Here is a 12,610-nt window from a genome sequence, read left to right as displayed (position 1 = left end):
GCAGTGCCATTTATTAGGGAAAAAACATGGGAAAAATACAGCCTGTTGCGTTATGGCTGGCTTGTGGTCTGTTTTCACTCCAGGCCTGGGCCGACGATACACCTGCTTCTATTACGACTCAGGGCCTCGCTCAGCAACAAGAGCTACCCTCACTCGATGGCTCAACCGCCCTCCCGCTGAATGCCCCTGCGCCCGGAACTTTAACGCTTAACGATGCGGTCAACCGCTCCGTCACCTGGCACCCCAGCATTCGTGAAGCAATAGGCAAACTTTACGGCCAGTCCGAACAAATTAACGTCGCGAAATCCAAATACTACCCGCAGATCAGCGCCGGAATGAATAACGGCTACACCAACACCTACAGCAACAGCGGATACAGCCCATCGCTGGTGCTTTCACTGTCCCAGATGCTGTATGACTTTGGCAAAGTGGCAAGCCAGGTACGCGCCGAAACCGCCGGGGAAGCTCAGGCTCAGGCCAACGTGCTGGTGAGTATCGATACCGTCGGGCACGACACCGCCGTGGCGATGGTACAGGTGCAACTCTGGCAGCAGATGGTCGACATAGCCAAAGAGCAGCTGGATGCGCTCTCGGCGATTGGCCGCCTGACACAGCAGCGCAACGATGAAGGAGCAACCTCGATGTCCGACGTGGTGCAGACCGATGCGCGTATCGAGTCCGCCCGTTCGCAGCTGATTCAGTACCAGTCCAACCTCGACAGCACTCAAGCAACGCTGATGAGCCAGCTCGGCTGGACCAGCCTCAACAAGATCAGCCCCGACTTCCCGAAAAAGCTGAACAACAGCTGCGATGTAGCGAAGCCTGATGACCGCCTGGTGCCTGCCGTTCTCGCGGCCTGGGCCCAGTCAAACGTCGCCCAGGCAAACCTCGACTACGCCAATTCGCAGATGACGCCAACCATCTCGCTGGAACCCTCCGTTCAGCACTATCTGAACAAGAACTACTCCGGCAGTGAAGTGCTGGATCGCACGCAATACTCGGCGTATATCCGCGTTGAAATGCCGATTTACCAGGGCGGCGGCCTGACCGCAAGACGCAACGCCGCAAGCCACGCGCTTGAGGCGGCGCAATCCGGCGTAGACAGAGTTCGCCTCGACGTGCGTCAAAAACTGATGGAGTCCCGCAGCCAGGCACTTAGCCTGGTCACCGCGCTCCAGGTCTTGCAGCGCCAGGAGCAGCTAAGCGCCCGTACCCGCGAGTTGTATCAGCAGCAGTATCTCGACCTGGGCTCGCGTCCGCTGCTGGACGTGCTCAACGCCGAGCAGGAAGTCTACCAGGCGCGCTTCGCGCAGCAACAAACGCTGAGCCAGCTCCATCAATTGCAGCTTAACTGCCTGTACAACACCGGCAGAATGCGTAACGCATTTGGTCTGGAACACCGCAACATCCAGTCACTGGAGATCCAGCCATGAGCCAGACAGCCCCTCCCGCCGGGGAGTTTTTAAGCGAACAGGCACTGACCCAATGGGCTCATGCCATCAGCCACGTTGCCGGGCATTACCGGGTGGTTTGCTCGCCCGGCACCATTCAGGCCAACGCCCCGTGGTTTAAAGATAAGACAATGGTTCCAGCCCTGACGCAGCTTTCACGCCAGGCAGGGCTATCCTTCCACCTGCTCGGCAACACCGAAAAGGCGATTGCCCAGTGGCGGCTGCCGGTAGTAGTGAACTTAGCCAGCGGCCAGATCGCGGTAATCGAACAGTTTGACGGTGTAGATACGGTGGATATCTGCTACTTCGACGACGAACGCCACACCAACCGACAGTCGCTTAGCAAACTGCTGCCTGAAATCCGTTTTGTTGCCGCCCTACGCCCGCTCTCGGCCCTGAAAGACAGCCGGGTTGACGCCTACATCTCACGCTTCAGCCCCGACTGGATGAAAGAGCTTATTATGCTCGACGTTCGCCCCTACGGCCCGGTGATGCTCGCAGCCTTCTGGGTGAACGTACTTTCACTGGCGGGCATTTTGTTCTCGATGCAGGTTTACGATCGGGTCATTCCCGCCCAGTCGTTCCCGACGCTTTATGTGCTGGCAACCGGCGTGCTGATCGCCGTAGTGTTCGGCTTTATCCTCAAAGTCACTCGCAGCAATATTATGGACGTGTTGGGCAAGCGAGCCGATATGCGCATTTCCGATCGCGTATTCAGCCACGCCCTGCGGTTACGCAACAGCGCGGTTCCCCGCTCCACCGGCAGCTTTATTTCACAGCTGCGCGAGCTGGAGCAGATCCGCGAGATGATCACCTCCTCGACCATCTCCACCATTGTCGATCTGCCTTTCTTTCTGCTGTTTGTGGTCGTGCTGGCGATCATCGCCCCGCAGTTGGCGTGGATAGCCCCGGTAGCGGCGGTCCTGATGGTGCTCCCCGGTCTGCTGCTACAGAAAAAGCTGGCAACGCTCGCCAACCAGGCAGCCCATGAATCCACCCTGCGTAATGCGGTACTGGTGGAAAGCGTGCAGGGGCTGGAGGACATCAAGCTGATGCAGGCGGAAAATCGCTTCCTGCAACAATGGAACAGCTATATCCGCATTACTGCCGAGTCTGGCCTGAAAACCCGCGAACTGACCCAGGGCTTAATCAGCTGGGGCATGACTATCCAAAGTCTGGTGTTTGTGGTGGTGATTTTGTTCGGCGCGCCGCTGGTTATTGAGGGCGAAATGACCACAGGTGCTATGGTCGCCGCTTCGATGCTGGCCTCAAGGATGATTGCCCCGATGGCAAACCTCTGCGGTGTGCTCGCACGCTGGCAGCAGGTCAAAGCCGCCAAGCAGGGGCTGGACAGCATTATGCAACTGCCGGTGGAAACCCAGCGTGATGAAAACCTCATCCACAAGGATATTTTCCACGGTCACTATCTGTTTGAAAGTGCCCAATTCAAATACCACAGCGAAGATCAGCGCATTCCGCTACGCATTGCCCGCCTGGAGATCCAGCGCGGCGAGCGCATTGCCGTGCTCGGGCGCAACGGCGCGGGCAAATCTACTCTGCTCCAGGCGCTAGCCGGAGGCGTCGATCTGGCAAGCGGCGAAGCCCGGCTCGACGATCTCGCTATGTCGCAAATCGACATGGCGGATCTGCGCCGCAATATTGGGTTCCTGAGCCAGAATGCCAGATTGTTCTACGGCACGCTGCGGGAAAACCTCACCCTCGGCGCACCACACGCCAGCGACGACGCTATCTTCGAAGTGCTGGAAGTCAGCGGCGCAAGCAACTTCGTGAAGCATCTGCCGAAGGGATTGGATCATCCAATAATGGAAGGCGGCAGCGGACTTTCCGGAGGGCAACGGCAGTCAGTCCTGCTGGCTCGCATGCTGCTGAGATCGCCCAACATCGTGCTGCTCGACGAGCCTACCGCCTCGCTGGACGATCATACTGAAAGAGAGTTTATTCAGCGCCTGAACCAGTGGCTCGGCCACCGCACGCTGGTTGTTGCCACCCACCGCGTGCCGGTACTTGAACTGGTGGAGCGAGTGCTGGTGCTAAAAGATGGCCAGCTCGTGATGGATGCGCCGAAGGCTCAGGCACTCAGTACAGCAAGACCGGTTCCGACTACGGCACCGGCCGCCGCCCAGACACCACCGCGGGAGTGGAACAATGAAAACCAGTCAGCATGACGTCACCATGGATTACCCGGACATCCAGCGCGAAAGCGAATTCTCCGGAGCAAGCCGCATCATCCTGCTCATCACGCTGCTGTTTATTCTGTTTGGCGTCTGGGCGTGGTTCGGCACCCTGGATGAAGTCTCGACAGGCACCGGGAAAGTCGTACCCAGCTCCCGCGAGCAGATCCTCCAGTCACTGGACGGCGGGATCGTCACCGAACTGTTGGTGCATGAAGGAGACAAGGTGCAGGCCGGACAGATAGTCGCTCGTCTTGATCCTACAAGATCAGAGTCCAACGTGGGCGAGAGTGCGGCCCGCTACCGTGCCTCTCTGGCCTCAAGCGCCAGACTCTATGCAGAGGTTAACGATGCGACACTTAAGTTTCCCGACTCGCTAAAAGCATGGCCGGATCTCATCGCTTCCGAAACCCGTTTGTTTAAAACCCGGCGGGCGCAGCTAAACGACTCAGAGGCCGAACTGCGGGATGCGTTGGTATCGGTCAACAAAGAGCTGGATATCACCCAACGGCTGGTAAAAAGCGGCGCAGCGAGCCACGTAGAAGTGCTGCGCCTACAGCGGCAGAAAAGCGACCTGGGCTTAAGGATCACCGACCTGCGCTCACAGTATTACGTTCAGGCGCGCGAGGCGCTGTCTAAAGCCAATGCCGAAGTAGATATGCTGGCCTCTATCATTAAGGGTCGCGAAGACTCGGTAACCCGCATGACGGTGCGCTCACCGGTACGCGGCATCGTGAAAAATATCCAGGTCACCACCATCGGCGGCGTTATTCCACCGAACGGTGAGATGATGGAAATTGTGCCGGTGGACGACCACCTTTTAATCGAGGCACGGCTTTCACCTCGCGACATCGCCTTTATTCACCCAGGCCAGCGCGCGCTGGTGAAAATCACAGCCTACGATTACGCCATTTACGGCGGTCTTGAAGGCGTGGTGGAGACCATCTCCCCGGATACGATTCAGGACAAAGTGAAGCCAGAAATTGTTTACTACCGGGTGTTTATCCGCACCAACCAGGATTATCTGGTGAACAAAATTGGCCGCCACTTCTCCATTTCTCCGGGCATGGTGGCGACCGTGGATATTAAAACCGGGCAGAAAACTATCATTGAGTACCTGATTAAGCCGTTCAATCGCGCCCGGGAGGCGCTGCGCGAGCGTTAATTAACCGCCTATTCCGCTGTCGCTTAAGGCATTTTGTACAACTTGCGTACAGCGGGAATTCTCTGTGTACGGCTGGTCAGCGCGGTGATAAATCTGTTATACTCCGTTTCAACACATTGGGGCTGATTCTGGATTCGACGGGATTTGCGAAACCCAAGGTGCATGCCGAGGGGCGGTTGGCCTCGTAAAAAGCCGCAAAAAAATAGTCGCAAACGACGAAAACTACGCTTTAGCAGCTTAATAACCTGCTAAGAGCCCTCTCTCCCTAGCTTCCGCTCTTAAGACGGGGATCAAAGAGAGGTCAAACCCAAAAGAGATCGTGTGGATGCCTTGCCTGGGGTTGAAGCATTAAAACTAATCAGGATAGTCTGGTAATGGCGTGTCTGTCCGCAGTTGCCCGGCGAATGTAAAGACTGACTAAGCATGTAGTACCGAGGATGTAGAAATTTCGGACGGGGGTTCAAATCCCCCCAGCTCCACCAAAATTCTTTGTTGATGGTCACCAGAGCCTGATATGAAGTCCTGAAAGCCCGCATGACGCAAGTTGTGCGGGCTTTTTTGTGTCCACATTTTGACTGGTTCTCGAGTAAGGATTCTTGCAGGTGCCGTTAACTGCGCAGGGAAAGAGCTAAGCGCAGCCTAGTGAAGAAGATCGCAGATCGGCAAAGCAGAGAACTCCCCTAAATGCTTTTCGGATTCAACTTCCGCAGCAGTTTTCCCGTGTTTATGACAATAAGATACAAACTCGCACCGAAGTTCCGACGTGGAGTTGCATTGATTGTGACAGAACACCGGAGCGATCGACGAGTCGGCAATTTCAGCGCGTATATACTCGGCAATATCCTTTGAAATATTAGAGAGTAAGGAAGAAATGACACGGCACAAAGCACGATAGTTATAGTGATTGTCATCGTGGAGCCGCATACCTTCGCGATAAAGCACGGAGTGATCCTTCGAACGTACTAGTTCAACCCGAATAATGGACTGCCCATTATGGCTAATTTCGGATCCGGTAATGTAATAATCAGCTTTTGACTTTTCTATGGCCAGCAAGAAATCACTATAATCCTGGAATGCCCGAGTGATTGAGGATGAAACGATCTCGATTGGAATATCATTATTTATCTTTATACGCTGAAGCCACTCAACTAATTGATCTTGCAAAAATGCCGAAGCTATTTTGTTTTTCATATCAAATGGAAATAGCGCAAGACTACAGTTTTCGGTTAATTCAGCGCCACTGAACGTCGCGCTGGGTTCTAACGATCCGGTCTTTTGACTTTCTGAATCGGTGAACATCTTAACGGATGAAAGCAGTCGATAGCCTTTGCCGTAAATGGTCTTAATAAAACGCTTTTTATCCGTTTGCCCGAGTACTCTGCGAAGAACATAAATGCAGCGGGTAAGAGACTCATCAGAAACAATTCCGCCCTTCCAGACTTTACTAATAATCTCCTCTTTGGAGATCATGCTATTGGCTCGCTCCAGCAGCAGATGAAGAACCGCGCTTTCTTTAGGAGCCAGCTCGACTTCCCCCTTATGATCGCAGATCAATCGCCCCTGCCTGAAACAAAAACTCTCAAATTTGTAGTAGATGACATTCATAATATGTAATTCCCTTTACAAAAACAAATGAGGTTAGATCACTTAATAAGTTACAAACATCATTTTAAAACATTGAGAAAGCTCAATCGATTAAATATATAAATCCGGGAGACAAACATGGCAAAGATGCCAATAACGCCGGGCGTAATCATTTTCCAAAAAACTACCAAGGATGCGGTTAAACGAGGCCTAGTTTTTCATCAAAAAAAATGTCCGTCAAGTTAGCCGGAGCAACGTTCAGAACAAACAGTAAGAATTTGAAAACAAAGGAGATTAATGAATTAATAATATTTTTCAGGCTAAATTTTGCGCATTAACAGCAATCAGTTTAGAGCATAATATTGTAAGAAGCGATTAGCTATCCGCTTTTATCAGCATAAAATGCTGAGGCGAGGTAATGCAATTTATTTATAATACCTTTGAATTAAATGTTAATCTTACAGTATTAAATAATACGCTCATAAAGAGACGTTGAGAATAACTAATTATGGCAACGGGACAATAATTGTCAGAGTGATTGCTGTAGAAATAATTAACAGGCAATACTGCTGGTAGAATAGCGGAGGGAGGAAGGTGATGGATTGGGTTGGAATACCGCGATGGCGCAACATCACTGCTGTAATGGCGCCAGGCATTATGGCACTTTGCCTGAAATCAGGCAGTTTGATTTAAAACAGTAAGTTAACACTCCAGATAGCGATTGACCGCCTGCTCCCAGCTGACCCTATTGGAAAAATTAAAATCGGCGGCATTGAAAGGATCAATAAACATGTAGTCAGGCCGGTATTCAGGCGTTCCGGCCTCCTTTACCCTTTGACATAGTTCATCTCTTTTTTGGCCATCGTTCATTTTTAGCTGCACATTATCCCAAAATGTCTTTTTTTGTTGGCTGCTAAGTGAATCGATACTTTCTTTGAGTAACCTGCTGTGCCGCGCATGCGCATATTGACTGTCCACCCGCCTCGCATCATACCAGGTTTTACTTCCTGCCAGGGCATAGAGAAAGGTTGCATCGCCCCACTCCCGCGATTTAATACAATTATTCATTCTTTGGTAGAGTTGAGCGGGCAAGTCAGCTGCAATAAACCTCATATCACTTTCACATTGCACCTGCTGGAGGTCTGCCGCTCCCTTTCCTGAAAGAGATTTACCCGGAGACTGACACCCGGAGATAAGCACCGGGACAAGCAACAATAGTAAGGCCAAAAGCTTACCAGTCGGCATTTTCATCATCTTTGATTCCATTTGATAACAGGATATTTTGCTTCCATTCTTCATACATAATAGTAAAGCCGAAATTAGGCGGACTCGCTTCTTTAGAGGCCATCTCATCAAGCGTCTTTATCTTTTCATGCGCATTCAGCTCATTCGATTGACGGGCGCTGAATGCAGAGCTATCTATATTCATGGTATTACTCCTCATGATGTTGAGTATCACGCATTGTTTCATCACATTGCGGATAACGAAGGGAAAGTTGTTCATGGAGATGCTGTATGGCCTGCTCAGATATTTTTTGATGATCTGGATAAAAATCTATTCCTCCGGTTAATGTCTCGACGCTAGAATAGATAAATTCCTCTGGGAAAAATTCGGCAAGCCGTTCTTTATATTTAAAAACAAAACGCGGCTCGTGGTGATATTCAAAAACCACCGAACCGGCATGCTTACCTTCCACCACACGAGACAGGCCCGTTCGGAATCGGCGATTCGCATAGGGCATTAGAATACAGACTGGAGAATTTTTATCATCTTTATCAAGTTCATCAACCCATTGCTCCAGCACGTTGAGAATAACGGCTTCCTCATCAAGGATGTCTGACAATAAAATTTTAATATCCTTCTGAACCTTAAGATAAAGATCATGGGCGTAACTCGAATTATTATCAATAAATTGGCAAACAGAATCGATAGACATCAACAAACCACGTTCATAACCGACACGATAAGCTTCTTTTTGAATATTATCGCTTTCCTGCGCGGCCTGCTTAATAAGTTGTTTAGCCCTGCTTTTCGCCTGCCTGAGCAGCCCATCGCCCTCCCTGATTTTCTTCAACGTTTTGGAAGGGATGAGCACGTTTTCGTGTACTTTATGAGGTGCTATGTTAGTGATTTCTTTTGGCATATTGAATGGCCATCCTTACCAATATTTCATTGTCATTCTGCTGCAAAATAAAACTATCCGACATATTCACCTCAGCCTGCTTTTCAAATAAAAGAGGAATGCGTTCTTTCATTAATAATGAAACATCAGAACTAAAGGTCATTAATTCCCGATACGCAAGGAAGCGCAAACATCCCCAGGTAATATCCCCTCTAAAATCATCCCTTGAGCCTGTTAATTCGCACTGCGTGAATTGAAAAGTCAGAGGATCAAGTTTGAACATTAAGCCATTATAAGCAAGAGCGGAACGATACCTGTGGCAGGCTGCCATAAAAGCAGCTTTAGCCAGTACCGCCCAGTGGTGGGCGAGATAGTTTTCTTTGCTATTCGATAAATCGATATCTCCCGTTGAAAGCCCATACTGATGCAAAATAATATCGTTGATAATGCTGCGACATCTTGCTGTAGCCAGCTTTTTGGGGAGTGAAAAACGCTTTGGATGGATCCATGAAATAGGATCGTAAATAATATATTTTACGTCAGCGTGCATCATTAGAGCCTTTGAAATCGGCACCTGGTTCCGCATCTGAATGACCCTTTTCAGGCTCTAAATCCGATTTATCCGGCACATCGTCACCTGTTATGGCACCTCCGCCGCTTCGTTCATTTTTATGAAAAATCGGGCGCCGCCGCATTGTCTCTTTCAGAGAATGGCCATTTTTTTTGAAGAACAAAATGAAAAGAAGAGCACTGGCAAATAACAGACCTACGATCAGCAACAACGACGTTACCGAGAATGATTTATCAGGTGCTACAACGGGTGGAACTCGCTGTACGTCTTCAGTTTTAGAAAGCACAACGGAGATATTATCGTAATCAATATTATCAAAGCTGTTTTTTAGAAACCTTTTCACATCACCAATCAGAAGCGACGGATCCACAATGCGCTCGTCATAATTAAGCAGCGATGACAAATGAACTGGCTTTTTGTTTCGCTCCCCCTCACCGGCATCAAAATCGTAGCTGACATGCACCCGAGCGGAGACAACGCCACGAATTGACAGCAATGACTGAGCAAGACGTTGCTCTATTCCAGAATATAAACGCGCTTTTTCGGCACGCGGGGAAGAGACCAGAGAGTCGGCCGGGAACATCTGCGCGATCTCCATCTTTGGCGCGCGAGGCAAGCCATATGTCGACATGAGATCAACGGCTGCGGCAAAGTCCTTCGGATCGACAGAAACGCTAAACCCTTCTTTTGCGGAATCTTTTTTGTCAGCCGAAATGTTATTGCGCTGCAACAGCGCAATAACCTCGTTCGCCTGGCTTTGATCAAGGCCTTTCAGCAGCTGTTCCTGCTTACAACCCGTAAGCAGCAGAATCATTAACGGCAGAACAAGATATAATTTTTTCATCATCAGGAACGCAGTAAAGTCTCTACAGCACTGACGCCTTTACGGGTCAGGGTACTGATCATTGAAACGTGCAAATTATAATCAGAGGTTCTTTGCTGTAGCCGGAATAACTCAGCCGGATCGGAGGTGACTCTTGCCTGCTGAAGCTTATTAATAACATCAGCCTGTTCAGCCTGAACCGTCGTAGATGTTTTTGCGTATGCCTGAATCATACGCTCCTCCAGCGACAGTGACGTAGGATCAGACATTGTAATATCCGATGCCTGACCGGTGAATGCCTGAATAGAATTCAAAGCTATACTCATAATCTTTCTCTTAATAATCCATTAGCGGAAGTTAGTAATAATTGCGGAAGCAACGTCCTTATAAACCTTCACAACGTTAGATTGCGCATTTCGGTAAAGCGTATATTCCGAAAGGCGAGACTGATATTGAGCCAACAGCTGTGGGTTGGATGGATCCTTCGTTAACTCAGATAAAGCTTCTGTTAACTCTTTATTTAATTCGGTAACCCCCTGGTCAAACGTGCTGGATGTATGGGACAAAAAACCGTCCCAGACGTAGGCCGTTGCCCTTGGGCTATCTACTGGCGAACTCATGTTATAACTCCTTTTGTAAGCTTCTCGGGAAATACCAATGGCCAGGTGATAATTTCACATATCCCTGTGTTCCATACTTATACGACTTGCCTTTCAGCCAGTCATTTTTCAGCTCGAGGGCGAATTGCACGTACTCTCCCCCCCAAGCCTGATAGTAGCGAGTAATAAACTCTTTCAACCTTTCCAGTTCGCCATCTTCAATGGCTCCACGAATAACAAAAGTTATGCTATTTCCGTTATTTATTTCGGTAAACGACAGAGCCATTTTTTTCAGGCCGTCAGCAGCGAGTAATTTTATTTTTTTATCAGAAATCTCAGAAATGGCGATGCTGTTGGCATAAGCAACATTTTTGATCAATGCGGCAATAAATCTATCTCTTTCCACATCGCTTAATCTGGTGCGCTCAGCGCTTATTTCGAGCACCGGATGTTTAACATCTGCAAGTCTTATTCGATGAAATTTCACCTGAGGCCAGTTACTCTCAATCCACTTGCCGAGCCGTTGCTCTTCGGCTCCTAAGGTCAGCACCTTTGTGCGATAAGGCTGTGGAATACGGACCATGGATTGAATCGCCCATTGAGCGGATTTATCATCGTCTGCAAGCACGTAAATAATTTTGTCATTGCCGTACACAATCTGATAGCTATCTGACGACCTATTCAAAAAATCAGCCACGGAGGTTATCTGCCGCTGTGTTTCAGTCAGCCATGTGTACCCGGCGAAAGAGATGCACCCCACAATTCCCAGAGCAACCAGAGCTTTCCACCACTGCTTTTTGGGGGCTCTACTCAGAGGTTCGACGGTGTTTTTTTGGGCTTCGTTAAGTTTATCGTTCGAATAGAATAGAATTTCATCTGAAAAACTGCCGTCCGCCTCTCGCCAGGCTAGCTTTTGCCCTCCGACGGCCACAATCTGGTTAGCCGGAAAAACGCTTTCCGGTGTAGCATCATCCTGAATTTCTCTCAAGATAACCGGCTCGTCGTCATTCTCTGGCACCAGAACTTCAAAATTTGAACCATTCTCTTTTGCCGGAATATAAATAGTATTTTCCGGTAAAAGCGTTCCATGATGCTGCTGACGAATAGCCTGTTCACCACTAATGATGAAGAGTGTTTTTCCCGATACAAGGGTAAACTCACATCCGCGTAACATTCCATTTAACAGACGAACGACCAGCTGTTTCCCGGGTCCACCGTTTTCTCTTTCTTCTAACATAACGAAGCACATGCCCTTGTAATCAAGGATGAATACAATAATCCATCAACCCTGGAGACAGGATACAATGAGCGATACGGGACATCCTGATTCAATTACAATGGAAAAATGATAGGCAATCTGTACAGATAGCGGGAGGAAAGCAATTGCAGATCTGAGATTAAATTAAACTCAGTTAGATATTTTTAAATATATATACCTTAACAATCACAAACGATGACAAGAAACCACTTTCTGGTTCAGGCATCTTCTTTTTGGCATCACTTTCCCATCATTATTTGCAGCAGGAATAACATTAACAGATAAGATGAGAGGTAAAAAAGAGGGAGAAAAACAAATACCCACTTTAAAAACTTTCTTAACAGGATATCCTCTTAGAGGTTGCAAGCGTTTAAGCTCACTCTCATCGAGTATAACGCGACTAACGATGTCGCACTCTATCAAATTGCAAAAGTCATAAATAGCTCTCCGAATTTTATTTTTCAGACTTACATTTTCTAATTTTTATCATTTCAGGAGTAACCACTCTACGTGTGGAATACATGTCATTGCTTTTTATACCCCCTTACGTTGCCAGAAACATTCATTACTCATGATAACTGCTGGCTGGTGGACAGCGCTTTGCCGACTATAGAATACAGGTCTTTAACATATTCCGTTTCAGCAAGAAACTCCTCCTTATATTCAATTTTGAATTTATCTTCCAGTGCCAGGGATATATCGAGCAATGCCAATGAATCAGCCAGCAAGTCATAACAGAGATGTTTTTCTGGTTGTACACCGTGAATAGAGCAGTTCAGCGTTGATGCGACTATTTCGTTAACCGCGCTAACAATATTATACTGAGTCATCATTCCCGTTATTC

The 12,610-nt window shown here is 48.7% G+C and carries 13 protein-coding genes and 1 other RNA gene; 4 read left to right on the top strand and 10 right to left on the bottom strand.

Going from position 1 to position 12,610, the window contains the following annotated elements; genetic code table 11:
* Window positions 1-26 precede the first annotated feature (26 nt).
* From FOC35_RS13360 to ssrA, 4 genes are all read left to right on the top strand, one after another.
* Window positions 27-1,433, top strand: coding sequence for a TolC family outer membrane protein (locus tag FOC35_RS13360; RefSeq protein ID WP_016537899.1), 1,407 nt, complete (start codon window positions 27-29; stop codon window positions 1,431-1,433).
* Window positions 1,430-3,637, top strand: coding sequence for a type I secretion system permease/ATPase (locus FOC35_RS13355; protein ID WP_172569146.1), 2,208 nt, complete (start codon window positions 1,430-1,432; stop codon window positions 3,635-3,637). The genes FOC35_RS13360 and FOC35_RS13355 overlap by 4 nt, the downstream gene beginning before the upstream one ends.
* A 7-nt stretch (window positions 3,638-3,644) precedes the next feature.
* Window positions 3,645-4,808 (top strand): HlyD family efflux transporter periplasmic adaptor subunit, encoded by a 1,164-nt coding sequence (locus tag FOC35_RS13350; RefSeq protein ID WP_172570367.1) that lies wholly within the window; start codon window positions 3,645-3,647, stop codon window positions 4,806-4,808.
* A gap of 118 nt (window positions 4,809-4,926) precedes the next feature.
* Window positions 4,927-5,290, top strand: a transfer-messenger RNA (tmRNA) gene (gene ssrA / locus FOC35_RS13345).
* A gap of 157 nt (window positions 5,291-5,447) precedes the next feature.
* On the opposite strand, the gene FOC35_RS13340 is transcribed toward ssrA, so the two are convergent.
* The 10 genes from FOC35_RS13340 to FOC35_RS13295 all read right to left on the bottom strand — a co-directional run bounded on the left by FOC35_RS13340 (window position 5,448) and on the right by FOC35_RS13295 (window position 12,599).
* Window positions 5,448-6,413, bottom strand: coding sequence for a winged helix-turn-helix domain-containing protein (locus tag FOC35_RS13340; RefSeq protein ID WP_172569145.1), 966 nt, complete (start codon window positions 6,411-6,413; stop codon window positions 5,448-5,450).
* 681 nt (window positions 6,414-7,094) lie between these two features.
* A complete protein-coding gene (locus FOC35_RS13335) occupies window positions 7,095-7,646 on the bottom strand; it encodes a hypothetical protein (RefSeq protein WP_172569144.1) in 552 nt (183 codons plus the stop codon).
* Window positions 7,624-7,821 (bottom strand): hypothetical protein, encoded by a 198-nt coding sequence (locus tag FOC35_RS13330; protein ID WP_172569143.1) that lies wholly within the window; start codon window positions 7,819-7,821, stop codon window positions 7,624-7,626. The genes FOC35_RS13335 and FOC35_RS13330 overlap by 23 nt, the downstream gene beginning before the upstream one ends.
* 4 nt (window positions 7,822-7,825) lie before the next feature.
* Window positions 7,826-8,536 carry a hypothetical protein gene (locus FOC35_RS13325; RefSeq protein WP_172569142.1) on the bottom strand — a complete coding sequence of 237 codons (711 nt, stop codon included), beginning with the start codon at window positions 8,534-8,536 and terminating at the stop codon, window positions 7,826-7,828.
* Window positions 8,517-9,068: a hypothetical protein gene (locus FOC35_RS13320; RefSeq protein WP_172569141.1), complete on the bottom strand. Its 552-nt coding sequence runs from the start codon at window positions 9,066-9,068 to the stop codon at window positions 8,517-8,519. Before FOC35_RS13320 ends, FOC35_RS13325 begins: the two co-directional genes overlap by 20 nt.
* Entirely contained in the window at window positions 9,055-9,933 is an 879-nt protein-coding gene (locus tag FOC35_RS13315; protein ID WP_305792498.1) for an EscJ/YscJ/HrcJ family type III secretion inner membrane ring protein, read from the bottom strand. Before FOC35_RS13315 ends, FOC35_RS13320 begins: the two co-directional genes overlap by 14 nt.
* Complete coding sequence (gene sctI / locus FOC35_RS13310) at window positions 9,933-10,235, bottom strand: type III secretion system inner rod subunit SctI (RefSeq protein WP_016537909.1); 303 nt, start codon at window positions 10,233-10,235, stop codon at window positions 9,933-9,935. The genes FOC35_RS13315 and sctI overlap by 1 nt, the downstream gene beginning before the upstream one ends.
* 21 nt (window positions 10,236-10,256) lie before the next feature.
* Window positions 10,257-10,529, bottom strand: a complete 273-nt coding sequence (locus tag FOC35_RS13305) for a type III secretion system needle complex protein (protein WP_172569140.1) — start codon at window positions 10,527-10,529, stop codon at window positions 10,257-10,259.
* A gap of 1 nt (window position 10,530) precedes the next feature.
* Window positions 10,531-11,745, bottom strand: a complete 1,215-nt coding sequence (locus FOC35_RS13300; protein WP_172569139.1) for a PrgH/EprH family type III secretion apparatus protein — start codon at window positions 11,743-11,745, stop codon at window positions 10,531-10,533.
* A gap of 590 nt (window positions 11,746-12,335) precedes the next feature.
* Entirely contained in the window at window positions 12,336-12,599 is a 264-nt protein-coding gene (locus FOC35_RS13295; RefSeq protein ID WP_016537914.1) for a phosphopantetheine-binding protein, read from the bottom strand.
* Window positions 12,600-12,610 lie beyond the last annotated feature (11 nt).

This window comes from Cedecea sp. FDAARGOS_727 (assembly GCF_012273235.1).
GTDB lineage: Bacteria > Pseudomonadota > Gammaproteobacteria > Enterobacterales > Enterobacteriaceae > Cedecea > Cedecea davisae.
Note: the sequence above shows the minus strand (reverse complement) of the source record. Positions and strands in the feature narration are given on the sequence as shown.